The organism is Micromonospora sp. B9E7 (assembly GCF_039871815.1).
In the GTDB taxonomy this organism is placed as follows: Bacteria; Actinomycetota; Actinomycetes; order Mycobacteriales; family Micromonosporaceae; genus Micromonospora.
In genome coordinates this window covers 13,107-35,599 of sequence record NZ_JBDPLX010000034.1, presented here as the reverse complement: position 1 = coordinate 35,599, position 22,493 = coordinate 13,107, and the positions used below count along the sequence as shown (strand labels likewise).

Here is a 22,493-nt window from a genome sequence, read left to right as displayed (position 1 = left end):
CCGAGCCGTACGCTCGGGGGCGTGGCCACGGCGGCGGAAGAGATCCGGGTGGGGGAGCGGCTGGTCCGCGTCTCCAGCCCCGACAAGCCCTATTTCCCGGAGCGAGGGCTGACCAAGCTGGACGTGGTCCGCTACTTCCTGGCGGTGGGTGACGGCATCCTGCGCGCGTTGCGGGACCGGCCGACGATGCTGGAACGCTGGCCGCGCGGTGTCTTCGAGGGAGCGACGATCGCCACCCGGCAGACCAACCGGGGCGACGCGTTCTACCAGAAACGGTTGCCGGCGGGCGCGCCCGAGTGGGTGCGCACCGCACACATCACCTTCCCCAGCGGCCGCACCGCCGACGAGATCGCGCCGAGCGAGTTGGCGGTGGTGATCTGGGCCGTCAACCTGGGCACGTTGCGGTTCCACCCGTGGCCGGTCAGCGCCGCCGACGTGGAACGCCCCGACCAGCTACGCATCGACCTCGACCCGATGCCCGGCGTCGGCTTCGACCAGGTGGTGCCGGTGGCGCACGAGGTGCGGGCGTTCCTCGCCGAGCTGGGGATGACCGGCTACCCGAAGACCACCGGCGGGCGGGGCCTGCACATCTACCTGTCGATCGAGCCGCGGTGGAGCTTCGGTGACTGCCGTCGGGCGGTGCTGGCGCTGGGCCGGCAGATGCAGCGCCGGCTGCCGGACCTGGTCACCACCACCTGGTGGCGCGACCAGCGGGACCGGCCGGTCTTCGTCGACTACAACCAGATGGCCCGGGACCACACGGTGACCTCGGCGTACTCGATCCGGCCGACGCCGGCCGCGCTGGTCTCCGCGCCGCTGGACTGGTCGGAGCTGGACCAGGTCCGCCCGGAGGACTTCGACGTGCTCAGCATGCCGGCTCGGTTCGCCGAGCGCGGCGACCCGCACGCCGGCCTGGACGGTGACCGGCACTCGCTGGAGCCGCTGTTGGAGCTGGCCGACCGGGAAGGTCTGGAGGCCCCACCCGAGCGCTAAGGAAGGGCCCCTTACTAACGCCAGGCGTTAGTAAGGGGCCCTTCCTTAGGCTCAGGCCCAGGGGCTGCTCGCGCCGTCGAACTCCTCGAACACCAGCCAGGTGCGGGTGGACAGCACCCCCGGGATGCTCTGCACCCGACCCAGCACCACGTCCCGCAGCGCGGCGTTGTCCGGCGCGCGGACCAGCGCGAGCACGTCGTGGTCGCCGCCGAGCAGCGCGGCGTGCTCGATGTAGCGCACCCGGGCCAGCTCGGCCGACACCTCTCGCCAGGTGTTCTGCTCGATCGTCAACGCGATGTACGCCGACGTGCCCAGCCCGGCCGCCTCGGGCGCCACCTGGGCCCGGAACCCGGTGATCACCCCGTCGCGCAGCAGCCGCTCCACCCGTGCGTACGCGTTGGTGCGGGAGATGTGGATCCGTTCGGCGAGGGTGCGCACCGACGTGCGGCCGTCCCGGACCAGCTCGTCGAGGATCCGCCGATCCACCCCGTCCAGACCTCGGGCCGATCGTCCCGATCCCGCCTCCCGGCCCGCTCCGTCGGCGGTCTCCTGGCTCACTTTCGGCCGTCCCGCATGCCAATCGTCCCGCCTTCCGCGTGGATCTTGAGTCAATCATCCGACAGGCGGAAGCATAGGCCCACCACACGTCCCAGGAGGTTCCGCCGTGACGACCACTCCCCAGGCGGTCCGCAGGGCATCCCCGCGCACCCGTCGGGCGGCCACCCCGCCCGACCCGGCGCGTCCGCTGCTGCCGAACACCGAGCCGGTCCGCCTGCTCGACCCGACCGGCACGCCGCTGCCCGCCCGCACCGACTACCCGGAGCCGCCCGTCGAGGCGCTGCGCGAGCTGTACCGCCGGATGGTGCTCGGCCGCCGCTTCGACACCCAGGCGACAGCCCTGACCAAGCAGGGCCGGCTTGCCGTCTACCCGTCCTCGCGAGGCCAGGAGGCGTGCCAGGTCGGCGCGGTTCTCGCGGTCCGTGACACCGACTGGGTCTTCCCCACCTACCGCGAGTCGATGGCTCTGGTTGCCCGGGGCATCGACCCGGTCGAGGTGCTCACCCTGCTGCGCGGCGACTGGCACTGCGGCTACGACCCGACCGAGGTACGCACCGCGCCGCAGTGCACCCCCCTCGCCACCCAGTGCGTGCACGCCGCCGGGCTGGCGCACGGCGAGGCGTACCAGGGGCGCGACACCGTGGCGCTGGCCTTCATCGGTGACGGCGCGACCAGCGAGGGTGACTTCCACGAGGGGATCAACTTCGCCGCCGTGTTCAAGGCGCCGGTCGTCTACTTCGTGCAAAACAACAGGTACGCGATCAGCGTCCCGCTGTCCCGGCAGACCGCCGCGCCGTCGCTTGCCTACAAGGGTGTCGGCTACGGCGTACCGAGCGAGCAGGTCGACGGCAACGACCCGGTCGCGGTGCTCGCTGTGCTCACCCGCGCGGTCGCCCACGCCCGGGCCGGCAACGGGCCGTTCCTGGTCGAGGCGCACACCTACCGGATGGAACCGCACACCAACGCCGACGACGCCAGCCGCTACCGCGACAGCGCCGAGGTCGACGCCTGGCGGGACCGGGACCCGGTCGCCCGGCTGGAGACCTACCTGCGCGCCCGCGGTGTGCTCGACGACGCGGCGGTCGCCGAGATCGCCGAGCAGGCCGAGGCGTACGCCGCGGACCTGCGGACCCAGATGAACGAGCAGCCCACCGTCGACCCGCTGAGCCTCTTCGACCACGTGTACGCCCAGCCCACACCGCAGTTGGTCGAACAGCGTGAGCAGGTCCGCGCCGAACTGGCCGCAGCCCGCGACGAGGAGGGTGACGCCTGATGGCCACCACCATGGCGAAGGCGCTCAACACCGCGCTCGCCGACGCGCTCGCCGCCGACGACCGGGTTGTCGTCTTCGGTGAGGACGTCGGCGCGCTCGGTGGCGTCTTCCGGATCACCGACGGCCTCCAGGCCCGCTTCGGCGAGGACCGCTGCTTCGACACCCCCCTCGCCGAGGCCGGCATCGTCGGCTTCGCCGTCGGCCTGGCCATGTCCGGGTTGCGGCCGGTGGTCGAGATGCAGTTCGACGCGTTCGCGTACCCGGCGTTCGAGCAGATCGCCTCGCACGTGGCGAAGCTGCGCAACCGGACCCGGGGCGCGTTGAGCGTGCCGATCGTCATCCGGGTGCCGTACGCCGGCGGCATCGGCGGGGTCGAGCACCACTGCGACTCGTCCGAGGCGTACTACGCGCACACCCCCGGGCTGAAGGTGGTCACCCCGGCGACCGTCGAGGACGCGTACTCGCTGCTTCGCGAGGCGATCGACGACCCCGACCCGGTGGTCTTCATGGAGCCCAAGAAGCTCTACTTCGCCAGCGCCGACGCGGAGCTGCCGGCGCGTGCCGAGCCGTTCGGGAAGGCCGTCGTGCGTCGGCCCGGACGCGACGCCACCCTGGTCGCGTACGGGCCGGCGGTGCCGGTCGCGCTGGAGGCCGCCGAGGCCGCCCGCGAGGAGGGCTGGGACCTGGAGGTGGTCGACGTCCGCACCATCGTGCCGTTCGACGACGCCACCATCACCGCCTCGGTCCGGCGTACCGGTCGGTGCGTGGTGATCCAGGAGGCGCCGGGCTTCGCGGGTGTCGGCGCGGAGATCGCCGCCCGGGTGCAGGAGCGGTGCTTCCACGCGCTGCACGCACCGGTGCTGCGGGTCGCCGGGCTGGACATCCCGTACCCGGCGCCGATGCTGGAGCACACCCACCTGCCCGGCGTGGACCGGGTGCTCGACGCGGTGGCCCGGTTGCAGTGGGACGACCAGCCGGACGCACGCTGGGCGGCGGCATGACCACCGTCGAACGGACCCAGGTCTTCCTCCTGCCCGACCTGGGCGAGGGGCTGAGCGAGGCCGAGATCGTCGAGTGGCGGGTCGCCGTGGGCGACGTGGTCACGGTCGACCAGAGCGTGGTCGAGGTGGAGACCGCCAAGGCGGTCGTGGACGTGCCCTGCCCGTACGCCGGCCGGGTGGTCACCCTGCACGGCGCGGCCGGTGAGGTACGCCCGGTCGGCCAGCCGTTGATCACCATCGCGCCGCTGGACGGCGGCGACGAGCCGGCCGGGCACGCCACCTACCGCGAGGAGGAGCGGGCCGGCTCGGGCAACGTGTTGATCGGGTACGGCACGGGCCACGGCGGTGCCACCCGGCGTCGACGTCGGCCCCGGCTGGTCCTCGCCCCGGAACCGACCGACGCCGGCCCGACCGACGCTGCCCACCCGGACGCTGCCCACCTCGACGCTGCCCGGACCAGCGTCGGCGCGACCGGCGGCACCGCCGCGGGTGTGGCCACCGCATCCGCCGATCCGGCACGGTCACCGGCCGGCCTGGTCATCTCGCCGATCGTCCGGCGGCTCGCCCGGGAACACGGCGTCGACCTGAACACGGTCCGCGGCACCGGTCCCGGCGGGGTGATCCGCCGCGCCGACGTGGAATCGGCGCTGGCCGCGCCGACCGCCCGACTCGCCGCCGTGCCCGACCCGCACGTCACGCTGGCACCGACCGGGGACGGTGACGTGATCGTCCCGCTCACCGGCGTGCGCAAGGTGATCGCCGACAAGCTCTCCCGCAGCCGGCGGGAGATCCCGGAGGTGACCATCTGGGTCGACGTGGACGCCACCGGGCTGCTGGAGACCCGTGCGGCGATCAACGCGGCGACTCCCGACGCGCCGGTGAGCATCCTGGCCCTGCTGGCCCGGATCTGCCTCAGCGGGCTACGCCGGTTCCCGCAGCTCAACGCCCGGGTCGACACGGAGGCGCAGCGGATCGTCCAGTCCGCCGGGGTGCACCTCGGCATCGCCGCGCAGACCGACCGGGGTCTGCTGGTGCCGGTGCTGCGCGACGCCCAACGGCTCACCACCGCCGAGCTGGCCGCCGAACTGGCGGCGACCACCGCCGCCGCGCGGGCCGGCAGCCTGCCGCCCGCCCGGCTGACCGGCGGGACGTTCACGCTGAACAACTACGGGGTGTTCGGCGTCGACGGCTCCACACCGATCATCAACCACCCCGAGGCGGCCCTGCTCGGCGTCGGGCGGATCGTGGACAAGCCGTGGGTGGTCGACGGGCAGCTCGCCGTCCGCAAGGTGACCCAGCTCAGCCTCACCTTCGACCACCGGGTCTGTGACGGCGGGGTGGCCGGTGGCTTCCTGCGGCACGTGGCCGACTGCGTGGAGCGCCCGGCGTTACTGATCGCCGCCGTCTGACGGCGTACCCCATCGGCCCCGGCGCTGCCCCCGCGGCGCCGGGGCCGACCCACGTCCGGGTCCTCCCGGCGGCGGTGTCATCGGGCCGGGTCTTCCCGGCGGCGTCGTCGGGCCGGGTCTTCCCGGCGTGCGTCGTCGGGCCGGGGTTTCCCGGCGGCGTCATCGGGAAGTCGGCCCCGCCGGAGCGCACCGCACGCGTCGAAGGGAGGCAGCCGGTGGCCGTGCCGAACGAGCTGCTACTGAACTCGGTCCGGGTACGACGACCCGCCTCGGCGGGCGCGCCACTCTACTGCGACGCGCTGGAGTACGGGCTGACCGGTGACGGCGCGACCAACGACCAACCGGCGCTGGCCGCCCTCGTGGACCGCCTCGGCGCCGGCTACGCCTCGGACGGGCGGGCCCGCGTCATCTACTGCCCGCCGGGCATCTACTCGATCCGGGACGCGGGCACGGTGTGGCGCAGCGGTGTGTCGCTGATCGGAGCCGGGCCGGCGGCGACCCGGTTCATGCTCAGCAACGAGGGCAACCGGGCCGATCCGACGCCGCTGGCCTTCTGGACCACCGTGCAGCACGGCGCCGACCGGGACCGGCACATCGCCGACTGCACCTTCTCCGACTTCCAGATCGACGGCTCCGGGGTCGCGATGGCCGAGTACAACTACCTGGCCAAGGGTCTCGGTCTGCAGTACGTGGTGCGGGGCGTGTTCCGCAACCTCTACATCCACCACACCGCCGCCACCGGGCTGGGCTGCGACTTCCTCCAGGACTCCCTGATCGACGGCGTGGTGGTGGTCGGCTGTGGTCGCCTCGACAACGGCGAGCAGATCGGCGGCGCCGGCATCGGGATCGGCATCGGCGGCTGGGGCACGGTGGAGCGGCTGACCATCGCCAACTGCACCGCCCTGGCCAACGGCACCAACGGGATCTTCCTGGAACTGCAGAAGGACTACTGGGAACCGCCCCGCGGCTACCGCATCATCGGCTGCCACAGCCAGGGCAACCGGTTCGGCATCTCCGACTGGGGTGCCGACGGTCTGATCGTCTCGGCCTGCACGATGACCGGCAATCTGGAGACCGGCTTCGACGTGTCGTCGCAGGGCACCGCGTCGGTGGCCGGGCGGGGTGGGCTGCTCACCGACTGCGTCATCGACGGCAACCTGCGCGACGGGGTCAGCATCGGCAACAGCCCTGGCCCGTACACCGTCCGGGGCAACCGGATCAGTGGCAACGGTCAGCACGGCTATCACGCGCAGGACCTGAGGCGCGGCTACCGGGGCGCGATCCGGGACGTGGTGATCGAGAGCAACGAGATCTGGGGCAACGGGTTGGACGCGGTCCGCGTCGATCACCAGATGACCGACGCGGTGGTGCTCAACAACCGGATCCGCAACAACGGGCGACAGTACGCCGAAGGCACCGGCGGGACGGGCGATGCCGTGCGCTACGGCGAGCGGTCCCTGGTGGACCGGTCGGCCACCTGGCCGCACGACGGACACCGGGGCAAGGTCCTGCGGGTCGGACGGTCCGTTGCCATGGTCGCCGCCAACACCGGGGACGAACTCACCCTCGCCCCGGTCCGCCCGGACGGGTTCAGCGCGTGGAGCGGAGACATCCCGCCACCGGGATGCGGATACGAACTGGCTGCCGCGCCGCAGCGGCGGGCTGGTATCACCATCGACGCGCCATTCGACTCGGCCACCATCCGCGGCAACCGGATCTGGGACAACCACGACAGCCCGACCCAGACGCACGGGCTGTGGATCACCGAGCGGGGCAGTTGCGTGGACTGCCGGGTCGAGGACAACGACCTCGCCGGCAACGCCGACGAGGGGATGCGGCTGGACACCCCGCCGGTGGGCGGACGCTGGCGGGACAACCACGTCGACAGCGACTGGAGCTGACCGGCTTGGTCCGGGCTCGGCGCTGAATGACGTGCGGCGGCGGCCGGATCACTCCGGCCGCCGCCGCTGTGTCGGTTGAGCTGGTCAGCCGGCCAGACCGGCCACCGGGGTCGGGTCCAGCACGACCGTGGCCGAGGCCGACTGCGGCGGTACGCCCGGGTCGGTCGGGGCATCGGTGTACTCCGCGACGAACACCGCGGTCAGGTTGTCCGCGCCGCTGTGCCCACCGTCCAGGAAGGTGGGGATCGTCCCGGAGCAACCCGTCGAGGTGGAGAGCGGGTGCCCGTGCTCGTCGTGCCCGAGCACGTAGGTGACCTTCACCCGGGAGCAGTCCACCGGCAGGTCGTCGGTGACCTTCACCTCGTACGCGACCGTCTGCCCGAACTGGAACGGCTGCCCGGCCTCCGGGGTGACGAACTCGACGACCGGCGCGGTCGGCCCGACCACCAGCGGCAGGGATGCCGAGGCGGACCGTCCGGTGCGGTCGGTGACCTTCAGCGTCGGCGTGTACGAGCCGTTCTCCGGGAACGTCCAGCTCGCGTTCGGAGCGGTGCTGTCCACCGAGCCGTCCGCGTTGAAGTCCCACGCGTAGCTGAGCTTGTCACCGTCCGGGTCGGTCGTGCCGGCGCTGGAGAACGCGACGGTCAGCGGGGCCTGCCCGACGGTCGGGGTGCCACTGATCTTCGGGATCGGCGTCCGGTTGCCCCGGACGAAGTCGATCCGGGACAGCTGGGCGTCCGGGTTCTCGGCGAAGTAACCGTCGCCGTACTCCAGGACGTAGAGCGCGCCGTCCGGGCCGAACTCCATGTCCATCGGGTTGTCCACCACCAGCGACGGCGCCACCGGACGGATGTCCGTCACGTCGCCGTCGGAGTCGAGGCGGAACTCCTTGATGTAGTCGCGGGACCACTCGTAGAACAGCGGCACCCCGTCGTAGTAGGCCGGCCAGCGGGTACGCGACGTGCTGGTCCCGTCGTACTCGTACGCCGGGCCACCCATCGGGGAGATGCCGCCGGTGCCCAGCTGCGGGAACTCGGCCGAGGGGGCGGCCGCGTACCAGACCTCCGGCTGCTCGACCGGCGGCAGCACGCGCTTGCCGGTGTTGTGCGGTGAGTCGTTGACCGGGCGCTTGCAGTTGAACTTGGCACCGGACTCGCCGGTGGCGAAGTCGTAGTCGCGGTAGGCGATCGTCGGCGTCACGCAGTACGGCCAGCCGTAGTTCGCCGGCTTGTCGACGAGCATCCACCTGCCGTGCCCGGCCGGGCCGCGCTCCGGGTCCGGGTTGGAGGCGTCCGGGGAGTAGTCGCCGACGTACACGTTGTCGGTACGCCGGTCGACGGCGAACCGGAACGCGTTGCGCAGCCCCATCGCGTAGATCTCCGGGCGGGTCTGCGCCGTGCCGGGCTTGAACAGGTTGCCGGCCGGCACCGTGTAACCACCACCGGCCTTCACCTTGATGCGCAGCAGCTTGCCGCGCAGATCGTTGGTGTTGGCCGAGGTGCGCTGGGCGTCGTACGCCGGGTGGCGGTCGGCCCGCTCGTCGATCGGGATGTAGCCGTCGGAGGCGAACGGGTTGGTGTCGTCACCGGTCGACAGGTACAGGTTGCCCTTGCTGTCGAAGTCGATCTGGCCGCCGACGTGGCAGCAGATGCCCCGGTCGGTCGGCACGTCGATGATCTGCTGCTCGCTGGCGAGGTTCAGCTTCATCCCGTCCAGCTTGAACCGGGACAACCGCAGCGCGCCCTTGAACCGCTGCCAGTCCGCCTCGGTGCCGGTCTCCGGCGCGTCCCCCTCGTTGACGTCCGGGGTCGCCGGGTCGTCCACCGGAGTGTCCATCGGCGGCGAGTAGTAGAGGTAGACCCACTTGTTCTGGGCGAAGTTCGGGTCGATGGCGACGCCCTGCAGGCCTTCCTCGTCGTGCTCGTACACCGGGATGTCGGCGGCGAGGGTGTTCAGCCCGGTGCGCGGGTCGTGGATGCGGACCTCGCCGGTGCGGGAGGTGTGCAGCACCCGCAGGTCGGGCAGCACGGCGAGGCTCATCGGCTCGCCCGGGAAGTCGTTCAGGGTCACTTTCTGGAAGCTGCTGTCCGGCGGCGCGGCCGGCGCGGCGACTGCGGCTGACGGTGGCACGGCCAGGCCGGCCGTCACCAGCAGCAGGGCGGACACGAATGCGGTCCTGTTCATCAGGTCGTCCCCCGAGGTGGTTTCAGTACCGGAGTGAAGCGAGATAGTCGAAGCCGACCCGGGCGGTGTCCAGGGCGTCGGCGGGTGAGCGCGGCGGGGTGCCCGCGTCGTCGCGCTCCACGATGTACTCCTCGATGCCGGCCTCCCGCTCGTGGGCGAAGATCCGACCGAAGTCGATCAGGCCGTCGCCGAGGTCGGCGAAACCGCCCTCGACGTCGAGGTCCTTGACGTGCACCTGGCGGATCCGGCCACGGTTGGCCCGGATCACGTCGACCGGGTCGTGCGCGCCGCGCCAGGTCCAGTAGAGGTCCAGCTCGAAGTGGACCAGCCGCGGGTCGGTCTGTGCGGTGAGGATGTCGAACCCGGTCGAGCCGCCGGTCAGGGGCACGAACTCAAGCTGGTGGTTGTGGTAGCCGAATTCGAGCCCCGCGCGCTCGGCGAGCCGCCCGGCGCGGTTGAGGTCCCGGGCCAGGGCCCGGTACACGGCGGGGTCCCGGATCGGCTGACCGCTCGCGTCCCGACCGAAGTACGGATGGACGATCTTCTTGCAGCCCACGACGTTGGCGTCCGCGAGGGCCTGTTCCCAGGTGGCGGCGTCGAACGGCTGTGGAATGCCGACGTGGCCGGAGGTGGACTTCAGCCCCGCCTCGTCGAGCGCCGCCCGGAACTCCGCGGCGGTGCGTCCGACGAAACCGGCGTGCTCCACTCGCCGGTAGCCGATCCGGCGCAGCGCGTCCAGGGTGCCGGGCAGGTCGGCGGCGAGTTGGTCGCGCAGCGTGTAGAGCTGGATGCTGATCCGGTCCACCGGCACCCGGCGTCGGCCGTGCGACTGCGCGGCGGGCGCGGCGTTGGCCGGCCCGGCGAGGAGACCGGCGGCGCCGACGGCAGCGGCGGAGACGGTCGCGGCGCGTAACACTCCGCGCCGGCTGACCGGCTCGGACGCCGGTGTCGGCTCCGGTCGGTCGATGTGTCGATCCATGGTGGTGGTCCCTTCCTGACGGCTGGCATGCCGTCGACGGCGGTCGACCTGGCTGCCGTCGCCCGGGCGCGCCGAACCGGCCGGAGGCGGGCTCCGGCTGGACGGTGACGGACGGCGCTCGGGTGCGGCCCGGCCCTGTGGGGAGCGGAACGCGGCGACCCGGCAGGGGTGGCGGCAGACTGATCGACTAATGGGCAACCCTCTATCTAGATCGTGACCCTACCCTTGCCCCCGTACGAAGGCAAAGCTTCGTCGCGTTCGGCAGAAGTTTCGCTCCACATGACAAAAGCGCGCTGTCGAGGTGCGCCAGCCGGCATGACCTCCACCTTCCGCGCCTGCGCGTGCCTCGACCCCCGACCCCGACCCGACCCGCGCTCGTCGGGCCCGGCCTCCGCAGCAGCCGTATGTCGCCTTCGGCCCGGTTCATCCCAACTGCCACGAGAGGTCGCCATCCGGACAGCCGGCGTTGCGCGCGCTGAAGCAGAGCAAAGGGCACGACAGGTGCGGCTGGGCTCCTATTCCACCAAGCGGGGCATTGTCGGAAAACTGTGTCGACAAATGCGTGGCCAATTATTTCTGAACGCCGCAATAGCCCACGCCCAGGAAGCGAGAATGTCGGCATAGGGAAGTCGAAAACGGGGGGACTGAACATGACGTGTAGGCGGCGATTGACGCTGTTGGCGGTAACCATCGCAGCCGCACCACTCGTCCTGGGTGGGTGCACCGTCGGCCGGGAGTCCGCGACCGGTTCGGACAAGAAGCACGCCGCCCCACCGGAGCTCGCCGTCACGCCGGGGGACAAGGCCCGGGACGTGCCGGTCAGTGCCGAGGTGGGCACCGTGGTCAAGGGGGGCCGGGTCACCGGCGTGCGCCTTACCGACGACAAGGGCAAGCAGGTCAGCGCCGAGCCGCGCGAGGACGGATCGGGCTGGGTGCCGAGTGCTCCGTTGCAACCGAAACGGACCTACACCGCCGAGGTGACCGCTACCGGTGATTCCGGTGCCACCACCACGCGCACCACCACCTTCACGACGATGGCCAAATCGACCAAGCCGCAGATCACCAGCACCCTCTATTTCGTCGGTAATCGGACGTACGGCACGGCGATGCCGGTTACCGTAGCGTTCGACCCGGCAATTCCAAAAGAGGCCAGAGCGGATGTTCAGCGGCGGTTGTTCGTGAAGACGAATCCTCCGCAGCCGGGCACCTGGTCGTGGATCGAGGACGGGAGTCAGGTCTATTACCGGGCACCCGACTTCTGGAAGCCGGGGACGACGATCAGCGTCCGGGCCGGCCTGGAGGGTCTGCCGATCGGCAAGGACCGGGTTGGTGACGCCGAGCGGACCGCGACTTCCAAGATCGGACGTCAGGTCTCGCTGGAGATCGACAACGCCACCAAGCAGATGACGGTCATGCGCGACGGAAAACAGATCCGCCGGATTCCGGTCAGTCTGGGCAAGCCGAGCACGCCGAGTTCGAGCGGCAAGATGGTGATCATGGAGAAACACGAGCGGACCACCTTCGACACCCGGGGTGAGCCGAACGGCGGCTACGTGGTCGACGTCGACGACGCCCAGCGTTACACCTGGGGCGGCGAGTTCATCCACTCCGCCCCCTGGTCGGAGGGGGACCAGGGCAACACGAACGTCTCACACGGCTGCGCCAACGTCTCCGCCACCGCAGCTGACTGGTTGATGGGGGTGACCCAGGTCGGGGACCTGGTCACCGTGAAGGGCACCGAGGTGGAGCTGCAGCCGGGCAACGGCTGGACCGCGTGGAACGTGAGTTGGGACGAGTTCGCCCGAGGTAGCGCACTACCGGTGCCGCCCGGGCTCAAGCCCGCTCCGGTCGCTCCGGCCCACCCGGGCGCGGTGGCCGGCGGCTCGCCTGAACCGGCACCGTCGGTCAGCGGCCGCTGAGACACCCTGTCGGCTCACCGGGCCGGTCCGCTGTAACGGATCGGCCCGGCGCGGCCGCCTACGACCGGCAGCGCCGGTCCCGTCGACCGCGGCCGAGCATCTGCCAGCGACGCCGGCGTTCACCCCAGGGGTACGCGGGCCACTCCCGGACCGGTCAGGCTGCCCAGCCAGAGTTGGTCGCCGTGCTGGCGTACCCCGGTGATCATCCAGTAGTGCCCGTTCGGGCCGTGCAGCGTCCGGCGGACCGTGCCGTCGCCGTCGACGAGCGCGACCAGGCCGTAGCGGCGGGGCTGCGGCTGCATCGCGTCGGGCAGCAACGCGGCGAGTTGGCGCAGTCGCGGATGCGGCAGCAACCGCTCGGCGATCGGCACCCGCGGGCTGGGCAGCGCTATCCAGTACGTTCCGTCGCCCACGGCGGCGAGGTTGTCCGGGTACGCGGGCAGGTCGGCCAGAACCCGCACGCCGCCGCCCAACTCGACGCGGAGCAGACGGTGGGTGCTGGTCTCCACGAGCATCAGGGCCGACTCGTCCGGGGTCAGCGCGATCCCGTTGGGGAAGTACAGCCCGTCGGCCACCACCTCGGTGCGGCCGCTGCCCGGTCGGTGGGCCAGCACCCGGCCGTTGGGACGGTGCTCCAGCATGTCCCGCTTCCAGTGCGAGACCGGGAACCGGTCGGAGGAGTCGGTGAAGTAGATCGTGCCGTCGCGGGCCACCGTCGCGTTGTTGGCCAGGTGCACCGGAGGCGCGGTCCCGGTCAGTTCGTGCACCTCGCCGTCGGGGGTGACCCGCAGCAACCCGCGGTACGCGTCGCAGACGACCAGCGCCTCACCGGACGTGTCCACCTCGATGCCGAGCGGCCGGCCACCGGTCTCGGCCAGCAGCCGTGGTCGGGTGCCGGCCGGCGCGTCGACCGGCCACCACCAGAGCCGACCCTCCTCGTCGCCACTGATCACCCGGCCGGCGGCGTCGACCAGCACGTCCTCCGGGCCGACGGCTCCCTCGGGAAGGGGCAGCAACTCGACGTGGTCGAGCCGGCGGTCGGTGGGGGCCCACGCTCCGGCCAACGCCGGAGGAACGGTCGCCGGCTCGCGGACGGGGCGGATCAGCCGAGGCGGCCGTGGCCGAGGGATCAGCATCGGCCTATTCTCCACCGCCGGGGCCGGCTGCCGAAGGCCATCGCTCGCGCGGCGTGCCGATCACCGTGATCAACCTCGTGTCGGAGACGGCCGGGCGTCCCGCCGGCCCGACCCCCGACCCCCGACCCCCGGACCTCGGTGACCTGCGGTGGGTCACTGTCCGGAAGGCGCGGGGCTGCGGGCCCCCGGCCTCCACCCCTAGGGGGATGAGGGCTGTTTCGGGGTATGACCCTGGGCGTACCCGGAATCACTCCGCGGAGGGGCGAAACTGTCGTAGTCGGCGGCTAGATTTCTTGGCATGGGAGACGACAGCGACCGGCTCGACGTGCAGGTCAGCGTGGGTGACCAGGTGGTCGTCATGCGGGTGGCGGGCGAGATCGACATCGCCACGGTGGCGGCGTTCCGGTCGGCGTTGTGGTCCGCACCGGCTCGCCGGGTGCTTCAGCTGGAGTTGTCCGATCTGCGGTTGCTCTCCGCCGCTGGCGTCCGCACGCTGCTCGCCGCGCACCTGCGCGTCCGGGCCTGCGGTGGCGAGCTGGTCCTGGTCGACCCGAGCCCGGTGGTGGCGCGGGTGCTCCGCGCCAGCGGTCTGCACCGCGTGATGCCGATCCTGGAGCCGGCCAAGGTGATCAAGGCCGCGCGTCTCTCCGGAGCCGCGACCGCAGACCTGCAGCTGGCCGCCTGACCGGCGCGGGGCCGCCAGCGTGAGCCGACGACCCCGAGGATCGGTCAGCGTACGCCGAGCAGGTCCACGACGAAGATCAGCGTCTCGCCGGGCTTGATGACACCGGCCGCGCCCCGGTCGCCGTACCCGAGGTGTGGCGGGATGGTCAGGCGGCGACGGCCGCCGACGCGCATGCCGACGACGCCCCGGTCCCAGCCGGCGATGACCTGACCGCCGCCGAGCGGGAACTCGAACGCCTCGCCCCGGTTCCAGGACGAGTCGAACTCGCCGCCGGTGGAGTGCGACACGCCGACGTAGTGCACGCTGACCAGCTGGCCCGCCTCCGCCTGCGGGCCGTCGCCCACGGTGATGTCCTCGATCACGAGGTCGGCGGGCGGTGCACCCTCGATCGGACCCACCTCGGGCTTGCCGGATCGGGCGCCTGCTGCCTGGTTCATGCGGGGATCTCCTGCCGTGTCGGGTGATGTGTCCGGTCACCGTCGATCCTGCCGGATCGCGCTTCACCGATGTGCGGCGGACCCGCTACCTGCCCAATCTCACCCCCGGCTGCCGCACAACCTGCCCGGACGACACGTGCACGATCAGCGCGGCGCGAGCGGGGATCGGGGCGTCGACCGGGGGCGGGGCGGAGCGGGACCCGGGAACAGGCTGGCGGGCGTCACCGGGAGTGGTGACGCCCGCTCAGGGGTGGCGCGTTGTGGTCAGCGCAGCCAGGGCAGTCGCTGGACGATGGGCAGCTTCGCCCACGCCCGGCCGAGGCCCCAGGTGTCGCCGGCGTCGACCAGCGCCAGGACCGCCAGCACCGCGGCGTAGATCAGGTGGTCGTCCATGAAGGGGTTGTTCTCCGGAGGCAGGACGGCGGTCCACATCAGGACCAGCAGCAGCCCGCCGGCCACGGCGGCGACCCGCATGCCGATGCCGAGCAGCAGGGCGACGCCGATCCCGGCCAGGCCGGCCATGAACAGCCAGTCCGCCCAGGCGGCACCGGCGATTCCGGTGTACACGTCCTTGAACGGGCCGGTCACCCCGAAGGTCAGGAAGCCCTTGGTGGGGCTGCCCCCGTTGATCCAGGCGTTCTTCGACTCGGTGGCCATCCCGAGGCCGAACATCTTGTCGACGAACGCCCAGAGGAAGATCCAGCCGAGCGCCAGTCGGGTGCCGGCCAGGATGTACCGGACGGCCCGCTCTCCAGTGGTGCCGGCCGTCGGAGCGGTGTTCTCGACGGTGACCCGGTCGGTCGTCGCGGTCATGGTCTCCACGTCCCTTCTCAGTCTCGCACCGCACTTCCCGGTGGCATCTCCAGTGGACGCTCACGGCGCTCGCGGCGGCAGGGCCGACAGACCGCATCGGCCCGGGACGTTGGACCCCCTTCGGTCCGGTCCGGCGACCCTGACGGCTGCCGTCGCGCGGTCGTAGCGTCCGAGGTGGACGAGGAAGGTGAGGTCGTGATGAGGACCTGGCAGGTTGGCGATGTGATGACCCGGGAGGTCGAGACCGTGGTCGTCGAGACCCCGTACCGCGAGATCGTCGACGTGCTGCTGCGTCGCGGGGTCAGCGCGGTGCCGGTGATCGACGGGTTCCGGCGGGTGCTGGGCGTGGTGTCCGAGGCTGACCTCCTGCACCGTGTCGAGTGCGCTGGCGAGCCGGCGCTGCGCCGGGTCTTCGAGAGCCGGCGTCGGCGTGGTGCCCGGGCCAAGGGTGCCGCGCTGCTCGCGGGGGACCTGATGACCGCCCCGGCGATCACCGCGTACGCGGAGACGCCGTTGTCGGCCGCCGCTCGGCTGATGGACCACGAGCAGGTCAAGCGGCTACCCGTCCTGGACGATCTCGGCCGGCTGGTCGGCATCGTCAGCCGCGGTGACCTGTTGCGGGTGCACCTGCGTTCGGACGCCGCGATCCGCGAGGACGTGGTGCAGGAGGTGCTGCGCCGGGTGCTCGCCGTGCGGGACGGGCTGGTCACGGTCGAGGTCCGGCACGGTGACGTGACACTTGCCGGTCGGGTGGACAGACGCTCCGCCGTCGACCTGGCCGGTCGGCTCGCAGGCCAGGTCAGCGGTGTCGTGCGGGTGATCAACACGATCACCTACGACGCCGACGACACGGTCTGCGATCCGGCCCAGGTGATGCCGATCGCCTGAGTGCCGCCTGCCCCACGCCACCACCCCGCCTGCCCCACGCCACCACCCCGCCTGCCCCACGCCACCACCCCACCTGCCCACGCCACCACCCCGCCGGCACCTCTACACCCGCGGTCGTCGCTCCGCCGTTTCGACAAGGGTCGAGTTCGCAGGACCTCCGACGTCGGATCGGCCGTTCGCCTAGGCTCGGGAACGGCCGGCCGGCGGGGTGACGGGGCGCGCACCGTGGCCGATGCGGGAGGGCTTCGGTGGCTGACGTGACAGTCGCGGTCCCGCTGTGGGCCTGGGCGGCGGTCGGCGCGGTGATCACCGTGATGCTCGCGGTGGACGTGCTCCTGCACCGGGACAACCACGTCATCGAGCTACGCGAGGCGTTGCTGTGGAGTGCCGTCTGGATCGGCGCGGGCCTGGTGTTCGGGTTGGTCGTCTGGTGGGGCCTCGGCGGCGACCCCGCCGTCGCCTACTTCTCCGGGTACCTGCTGGAGAAGGCGCTCTCGGTGGACAACGTGTTCGTCTTCGCCCTGCTCTTCGGCTACTTCCAGGTGCCACCCGGCTACCAGCACAAGGTGCTGTTCTGGGGGGTCGTCGGGGCGCTCGTCTTCCGTCTGCTGTTCATCCTCGCCGGTGCCGAGCTACTGGACCGGCTCGCCTGGGCCGGGTTCGTGCTGGGCGCGTTCCTGATCTGGACCGGCTGGCGGCTCGCCGTACGCGGGAAGCCGGACGTCGACCCGGAACGCAACGTCGTGGTCCGGCTGTTCCGGAAGCTGGTGCCCACCGACGCGCGCTACCACGGCGACCGGTTCACGGCCCGGGTGAACGACCGGCGGGTGGCGACGCTGCTGCTGGTGGCACTCGTCGCCATCGAGGCCACCGACGTGGTGTTCGCCATCGACTCGGTGGCGGCGATCCTCGCCATCACCACCAACACCTTCCTGGTCTGGACGGCCACCGCATTCGCCGTGCTGGGGCTGCGCAGCCTCTACTTCTGCCTCGCCGGGCTACTGCGACACTTCGGCTACCTGCGGTACGGACTCGCGTTGCTGCTGGCCTTCGCCGGGCTGAAACTCATCCTCGCCGAGACTCCGGTGGGCAAACTGCCGGTCGGGTTGACCCTCGCGGTGGTGGTGCTGACCCTGGCGGTCTCCATCGGCGCCAGCATCCTGGCCGCACGGCGTGCCCGGGCCGGCTGACGTGCCGGGTCAACCGGCCAGCAGCAGCGCGCACCTCCCGTCCGGATCCGATCATGCCCGTCCGGTCGGCGCGGCGCGTCAGGGCGGGTCGGGGGCGCCGGGCTCGAATCGGGCGGTCACGTCGAGGTGCGCGGGCGTGCAGCCGGCGGTCGTCGCGAACCGGCGGACCGCGGCGTCGACGTGCTCGCGTACGTCGTCGGCCGGTGCGTCGGCCGCCAGATCCACCAGGATCCACACGTCGGGTCGCTGCGGCGCGCCGGTGAGCAGCACCCGTGCGCGGCGTACCCCGGAGTCGCCGGTTGTCAGGTCGCGCTCCAGTGCGCCGACCAGCAGTTCGGTGGCCAGGCGGGTGCGGCCGGGGCGGTGGCCGGGGTGGCTCAGCATGCCGCGTATCGCCTGGCGGGGTCGGCGCAGCTCACCGGCCAACAGGCGCTGCCCCGCGAGGGCGGCGACCACTCCGGTGACCACTGCGGCCAGGGTGCTCCACGGCGCGGCGAGTCGCCACGCGTCGAGTAGCCCCGCGCCGAGCAGTGTCGCGTCCGGGTCGTCGGCGGGCAGCGTGCTGACGCTGACCCACAGCGCGGTCGCCCCGAACGTCACCAGCAGCAGCGCGACGATCGTCCACAGCAGCCGGTGTGCGGCGTCGGTCATGCGGGCCGCCGGCGCGGCAGCAGCCGGATCTCGATCCGGCCGGTACGGGGTGATGCGAGGCGACGCAGCTCCTGGCGCACGGCGAACTCGACCTCCGCGCGGGCTGCGGGGTCGCCGGTCGCGTGCACCCGGGGACGCCACTGGTCACCGCGCCGCCGGACGCGCACCCGAGCCCGGCGGACGCCGGGCACGGTCCCGGCCGCGTCGGTCAGCCGGCGTTCCACACACCGTCTGCGGAGATGCCAGCCCTCCCGCTCGTCGGCGCGCAGCCGGACCGGTGTCCAGCGGCGCAGTTGGGCGACCAGGATGACCAGGCCCAGCAACACGGCCGCGCCGGCTCCGGCGCGGACGCCGGGGTCGTCCCACCGGGTGCTGGTCAGCGCGTCGTACCAGCCGGTGCGGGCGAGCAGCGCTGCCGGGCTACCCAGCGTGACCAGCAGCGCCTGCACGGCCAGCAGCGTTCCGCCGGTCAGGAGGACGACGGCCAGCAGCGACGAGGCGGCACGGTTGACGACGCGCATGCCGCCCGCCGGCCGCCGGACCGGTGACGCCGCGTCGGCGTGGTGCGTTCCGGGAACGATCAGGTCGTCCACCGTGATGGTCACGGCCGCCACGGTGAGCCCGGTTCCGGCGGCCACCCGGTCGGCGACGGCGATCCGGACCGCCTCGGCGACGGCGGGCACGCTGTACCCGTACCTGGTGACCAGGTGCAGGTCGATTCCCACGCACCGGTCGACCAGCCGGACCGTGGCCGGGTGTGCGCCGGTGACGCCGGGCACCTGGCGGGCGGCGTGGACCGCGATCCGTGCGACGTCCGCCGTCGCGATGGTGCTCCGATCCGGCCCGGTGCCGGTGCCCGGTCTCCCGTCGGTGATGCCGGCGTTAGGTGCGGAGCCGACCGTCGGGGTGGACGTGGGGGCGGCCACGGGTCGCGGTGGAAGTCGATGGTGACGTCCCGCTCGAACGGCACGAGGGCGGCGCAGGATGGTCGGATCACCGGCCAGTCGAGGTCGGCGGGTGCGCTGGTCGTCCCGGTGCTGGCGACCGCCCGGACCGCTGCCGGTGCGGGTGCCGAGCTGCTGTCGCGACATGCTGACCTCCCGGCCGGTCTGCTACCGGCGACTCCGCTGGATACACAGCAGCGGAGTCCCTGGAACACGACTGGTCTGTGACCTCGGTCACAGGCGACGACCGCTGCCACCGTGGGGAGGTCCCTGGGAGGCTTCTGCAACGTTGTAGGACGTGCTTCGACCCCGAGGATCCCTCGTGCGCGGATCCGGCAGAAGCACACCGTCGAGGCCTGGTGATTGGGCGCTGTGGTGGGGCGGTCGGGTGGCGCGTCCGGATCAGGCGTGCCGCCGAGGCGCGCGTCATGATCGACCGCTTAGACTCGGCCCGGCTCGACCGACCGGCGGATGGATCAGGCAGATGACGAGCATCGGCAGCGACGCCCGCGGCTGGCTGCGGGTGGTATCCGCCGAGGGTGGACACGACACGCTGCTCAGCCGCGCCGGCCAGCGGGTCCATCCGAACCGCCGGCTCAGTGACCTGGTCCAGGGTCGGCCGCCTGGTGTCACCGGCAGCCAGTGGAGTTCGGCCAGCCGTGCCACCTTCGACTTCGTGGTCTGTGCCGCCGACAGTGGCCGCGCGATCGTCGCCGTGGAGATCGGCCCGGTCACATCCGCCGGCTCGGCGGAGCAGCGCGTCGAGCGACTGAAGGACGCCGTGAGCGAGGCCGTCGGCCTGCCCGTGCTGCGAATCGGTTCTCCGACGTTGCGGGCGGCCGAGCACGGGCGGAACCTCGTGGAGTACGTGATCGACGCGCGCGCCTACGCCGCAGGTGGTGCCGGGGTGGCCGCCTCCGGCGACGAACCGGACCCGGTGGGTTTCCGGGACATCCTCGGTCGGCTGCCGGACGGCCGGACCGGAGCGGTCAACGACCTCGGGGCGCTGACCCGCGCGGCGGCGGTCGAGGCCTACGTGGCCGGGCGGGTGGCCGACCCGATCGTGCGGGGACTGCACGTGCGCTGGGCGGACGGGCCGGCGCAGGGGTGGAGTTGGGTGCACGTCCGCCCCGACGCGTGCCTCGTCGAGCGCGTCTCGGTGACCGAGCACCGCTTCTCCTGCGGCATCGACCCGGCCCGGCTCGCGGAGGACCTCGCCACGGTCGCGGTCGGGGACCGGCTGCGCGAGAACGCCGTCACCGACCTGGTGCCGCGCGCCGAGTTGACCGCGCAGATCGTCGCGCTGAGTCGGCGCCGCGACGAACTGGTCGGCGGGTTCGCCTTCGACCACCTCTGCGCCGACTGACCGGCGCCCGTTCCACCTGCTGATTCTCCGCACCGCACCGGCTCCGTGTCGGGTCGCGGCAATTTTCGGTGAGTCTGTTGAACCTTCCCGGTCGCGGCCCCGTACTCCTGCGCGAATGAACAGGATCTCCCCACTCGCGTCGTCGGGGCGCGGGGGACGGTGTGGAAAGGGCATCGTCGGCCATCGACGCATTACCTGGTAGGTCACGGTGGTCGCCGCCGTGGCGTGCCATCTCACATCCGTCGGTCCGCCGAGGGCAGGAATCCACTACCGGATCGAGAAGGAGAGCAATTCGATGCGCAGGTCCACACGGGCGCGCCGGTCATCCGGCAACGCGCGGAGCAAGCGTCTGCTGGCCGTTGTCGGCACGCTCGTGGTCTTCGGCGGAGTCGTCGCCGTGACCCAGATTTCGTCGGCCCAGGACCGGCGGACAAATAAGCCCCGCCCGGCCGCTGGCCAGTGCGTGGAACCGAGCCCCGGCGCGACCGCGCCGACGGGTGCCGGTTCCACCACACGAACGTGGCAGAACGGTCGGTGGGTGCGCAACCACTGGGGTGACGGCCAGCAGTCGGTCCCCGAGTGTGAGGACGGCAAGGACGGCACGGTCGGCACCGGCACGGCTGTCGCCTGCCCGGACGTGACGGCCAAGCTGCCGCAGGTGCCGGACCGGGCACGGGTCGAGGTGGACCGCAACCTCGCCCAGTTGCAGGCGCAGATCGCCGAAGCGGACCGCCGCCTCGCCGCCGAGGGCAACAAGGGTGAGGCGTTCATCCGTGACGCGATCCTGCAACCGCTGGCCGGCAAGCGGCGCGCGGTGCTGGACCGGATCACGACCGCCATCGACCGTGTCGGTCCCCGACCGCAGGGTCTCGCGGATCTCGCCACGTGCACGGTGCAGCCGACCAACAACGGCGGCGGAAACAACGGCGGCGGCACCACCCCCACCACCACTCCCGGTGGCAACAACGGTGGTGGCAACAACGGTGGCAACAACGGTGGCAACGCCCCCGGCGCCGGTCTCGGCGTGCTGGCCAACGACTGCGACGAGAGCCGCCTCCAGCCGCACGACGGTTTCCAGACCGGCAACCGCTGCGTGAGCACCGAGTTCGGTGAGGTCGGCGCCGCCGCGAACAACCCGTCGCTGCTCATCACGCAGTTCCCCCAGCAGGTCGGCCAGAACCAGGCATTCACCCTGCGGGTCAGCACCCGCAACCTGGTCCGTGACCGCTTCCTGGCGGCCGGTCAGGGGGGCTACTACGTGGAGAGCTCGCTGCTCAACGCCCAGGGCCTGGTCCGGGGTCACTTCCACACCGCGTGCCGGATGTTGGATAGCCTGACCGCCCCGCCGGAGCCGCAGGAGGTGCCCGCGTTCTTCGTCGCGACCGAGGACGGCCGCGGTGGGGCCCAGCCCGACGAGGTGACCATTCAGATTCCGGGCCTGCCGGAGTCGGGCACCGCGCAGTGCTCCGTCTGGGCCGGTGACGGCTCGCACCGTCTGCCGATGATGGAGCGGGCCAACCAGACCCCGGCGTTCGACTCGGTGCGCATCACCGTCAACTGACCGGACGTGCCAACGGCCGGTCACCCGGGGCGACAACCCCTGGGTGACCGGCCGCCGTCTTGTCCCGACGCCCGGACAAGTCGACGGGGTCCCGCCGTTTCCGGCAGGACCCCGTCGTCGTCTCGTGCGTCAGCGGCTCTTGTACGCCTCGACGACCTCGACCGGGATCCGACCCCGTTCCGAAATCTTGTAGCCGTTCTTGACGGCCCATTCCCGGATTGCTCGGTTCTGCTCGCGATCCATTCCCGCGCCGGCGGGTCGCCCCGGACGCCGGACTGAGCGGGTGCCCTCCACCGGGCCGCGCCCGATCCGCCGACCCGCATTGATGTACGGATCCAGCGCCTTCCGTAGGACGCCTGCATTCTCGTCCGAGACGTCGATCGTGTAGGCGACGCCGTCGAGACTGAACTCGACCGTCCGATCGGCCTTCCCACCGTCGAGGTCGTCGGTCAGGACCGTGATTACTTTTCTCGCCATTGCCGATTACTCCCTGTGTGCGGCGGGATGTGTCCAAAGTCTGACCTATCACCCCCGGAATGCGCAACAATATGCGTCCCATTCATTCGGCGCGTCGCGATTCCGTTACCCAGCAAAACCGTGAATCA

20 protein-coding genes are annotated in these 22,493 nt (G+C 71.7%); 11 read left to right on the top strand and 9 right to left on the bottom strand.

Annotated elements, in window-relative coordinates; genetic code table 11:
• The first annotated feature begins 21 nt into the window (after positions 1-21).
• Positions 22-993 (top strand): DNA primase small subunit domain-containing protein, encoded by a 972-nt coding sequence (locus tag ABGB10_RS32375; RefSeq protein WP_347664775.1) that lies wholly within the window; start codon positions 22-24, stop codon positions 991-993.
• Positions 994-1,044: 51 nt separating this feature from the next.
• Here the strand turns inward: ABGB10_RS32375 and ABGB10_RS32370 are convergent, their stop codons facing one another.
• Positions 1,045-1,479 carry an Lrp/AsnC family transcriptional regulator gene (locus tag ABGB10_RS32370; protein ID WP_347664790.1) on the bottom strand — a complete coding sequence of 145 codons (435 nt, stop codon included), beginning with the start codon at positions 1,477-1,479 and terminating at the stop codon, positions 1,045-1,047.
• Between the two features lie 178 nt (positions 1,480-1,657).
• Here ABGB10_RS32370 and pdhA point away from each other — a divergent pair, with 178 nt between their 5' ends.
• From pdhA to ABGB10_RS32350, 4 genes are all read left to right on the top strand, one after another.
• Positions 1,658-2,824, top strand: a complete 1,167-nt coding sequence (pdhA, locus tag ABGB10_RS32365; RefSeq protein ID WP_347664774.1) for a pyruvate dehydrogenase (acetyl-transferring) E1 component subunit alpha — start codon at positions 1,658-1,660, stop codon at positions 2,822-2,824.
• A complete protein-coding gene (locus ABGB10_RS32360) occupies positions 2,821-3,825 on the top strand; it encodes an alpha-ketoacid dehydrogenase subunit beta (protein ID WP_347664789.1) in 1,005 nt (334 codons plus the stop codon). Before pdhA ends, ABGB10_RS32360 begins: the two co-directional genes overlap by 4 nt.
• Positions 3,810-5,234, top strand: a complete 1,425-nt coding sequence (locus tag ABGB10_RS32355) for a dihydrolipoamide acetyltransferase family protein (RefSeq protein ID WP_347664788.1) — start codon at positions 3,810-3,812, stop codon at positions 5,232-5,234. Before ABGB10_RS32360 ends, ABGB10_RS32355 begins: the two co-directional genes overlap by 16 nt.
• Positions 5,235-5,455: 221 nt before the next feature.
• On the top strand, positions 5,456-7,135 hold the full coding sequence (locus ABGB10_RS32350) for a right-handed parallel beta-helix repeat-containing protein (protein ID WP_347664787.1): 1,680 nt from the start codon (positions 5,456-5,458) through the stop codon (positions 7,133-7,135).
• Positions 7,136-7,219: 84 nt separating this feature from the next.
• Here ABGB10_RS32350 and ABGB10_RS32345 read toward each other — a convergent pair whose 3' ends face one another.
• A complete protein-coding gene (locus tag ABGB10_RS32345; RefSeq protein ID WP_347664773.1) occupies positions 7,220-9,319 on the bottom strand; it encodes a PQQ-dependent sugar dehydrogenase in 2,100 nt (699 codons plus the stop codon).
• A gap of 22 nt (positions 9,320-9,341) precedes the next feature.
• Complete coding sequence (locus ABGB10_RS32340) at positions 9,342-10,298, bottom strand: sugar phosphate isomerase/epimerase (RefSeq protein ID WP_347664772.1); 957 nt, start codon at positions 10,296-10,298, stop codon at positions 9,342-9,344.
• Between the two features lie 650 nt (positions 10,299-10,948).
• On the opposite strand from ABGB10_RS32340, the gene ABGB10_RS32335 reads away from it, so the two are divergent.
• A complete protein-coding gene (locus ABGB10_RS32335) occupies positions 10,949-12,217 on the top strand; it encodes an Ig-like domain-containing protein (protein ID WP_347664786.1) in 1,269 nt (422 codons plus the stop codon).
• Between the two features lie 119 nt (positions 12,218-12,336).
• Here ABGB10_RS32335 and ABGB10_RS32330 read toward each other — a convergent pair whose 3' ends face one another.
• Positions 12,337-13,353, bottom strand: coding sequence for an SMP-30/gluconolactonase/LRE family protein (locus tag ABGB10_RS32330; protein WP_347664771.1), 1,017 nt, complete (start codon positions 13,351-13,353; stop codon positions 12,337-12,339).
• Positions 13,354-13,651: 298 nt separating this feature from the next.
• Here ABGB10_RS32330 and ABGB10_RS32325 point away from each other — a divergent pair, with 298 nt between their 5' ends.
• Positions 13,652-14,038 carry an STAS domain-containing protein gene (locus tag ABGB10_RS32325; protein WP_347664770.1) on the top strand — a complete coding sequence of 129 codons (387 nt, stop codon included), beginning with the start codon at positions 13,652-13,654 and terminating at the stop codon, positions 14,036-14,038.
• Positions 14,039-14,082: 44 nt separating this feature from the next.
• Here the strand turns inward: ABGB10_RS32325 and ABGB10_RS32320 are convergent, their stop codons facing one another.
• Positions 14,083-14,475, bottom strand: a complete 393-nt coding sequence (locus ABGB10_RS32320; RefSeq protein WP_347664769.1) for an FKBP-type peptidyl-prolyl cis-trans isomerase — start codon at positions 14,473-14,475, stop codon at positions 14,083-14,085.
• 264 nt (positions 14,476-14,739) lie between these two features.
• Positions 14,740-15,297, bottom strand: a complete 558-nt coding sequence (locus ABGB10_RS32315) for a hypothetical protein (protein WP_347664768.1) — start codon at positions 15,295-15,297, stop codon at positions 14,740-14,742.
• A gap of 189 nt (positions 15,298-15,486) precedes the next feature.
• On the opposite strand from ABGB10_RS32315, the gene ABGB10_RS32310 reads away from it, so the two are divergent.
• Together ABGB10_RS32310 and ABGB10_RS32305 are read left to right on the top strand one after the other, a co-directional pair.
• Entirely contained in the window at positions 15,487-16,176 is a 690-nt protein-coding gene (locus tag ABGB10_RS32310) for a CBS domain-containing protein (RefSeq protein WP_347664767.1), read from the top strand.
• 257 nt (positions 16,177-16,433) lie between these two features.
• Positions 16,434-17,366: a TerC/Alx family metal homeostasis membrane protein gene (locus tag ABGB10_RS32305; RefSeq protein WP_347664785.1), complete on the top strand. Its 933-nt coding sequence runs from the start codon at positions 16,434-16,436 to the stop codon at positions 17,364-17,366.
• Between the two features lie 78 nt (positions 17,367-17,444).
• Here ABGB10_RS32305 and ABGB10_RS32300 read toward each other — a convergent pair whose 3' ends face one another.
• Positions 17,445-18,017 (bottom strand): hypothetical protein, encoded by a 573-nt coding sequence (locus ABGB10_RS32300; protein WP_347664766.1) that lies wholly within the window; start codon positions 18,015-18,017, stop codon positions 17,445-17,447.
• On the bottom strand, positions 18,014-19,108 hold the full coding sequence (locus ABGB10_RS32295; protein ID WP_347664765.1) for an Asp23/Gls24 family envelope stress response protein: 1,095 nt from the start codon (positions 19,106-19,108) through the stop codon (positions 18,014-18,016). Before ABGB10_RS32295 ends, ABGB10_RS32300 begins: the two co-directional genes overlap by 4 nt.
• Positions 19,109-19,445: 337 nt before the next feature.
• On the opposite strand from ABGB10_RS32295, the gene ABGB10_RS32290 reads away from it, so the two are divergent.
• The gene (locus ABGB10_RS32290) at positions 19,446-20,327 is read left to right on the top strand and encodes a DUF2726 domain-containing protein (RefSeq protein WP_347664764.1); all 882 of its coding nucleotides are present in this window, start codon (positions 19,446-19,448) and stop codon (positions 20,325-20,327) included.
• 295 nt (positions 20,328-20,622) lie between these two features.
• Positions 20,623-21,888 (top strand): hypothetical protein, encoded by a 1,266-nt coding sequence (locus ABGB10_RS32285; protein ID WP_347664763.1) that lies wholly within the window; start codon positions 20,623-20,625, stop codon positions 21,886-21,888.
• Between the two features lie 129 nt (positions 21,889-22,017).
• On the opposite strand, the gene ABGB10_RS32280 is transcribed toward ABGB10_RS32285, so the two are convergent.
• Positions 22,018-22,365 (bottom strand): Lsr2 family protein, encoded by a 348-nt coding sequence (locus tag ABGB10_RS32280; RefSeq protein ID WP_347664762.1) that lies wholly within the window; start codon positions 22,363-22,365, stop codon positions 22,018-22,020.
• Positions 22,366-22,493 lie beyond the last annotated feature (128 nt).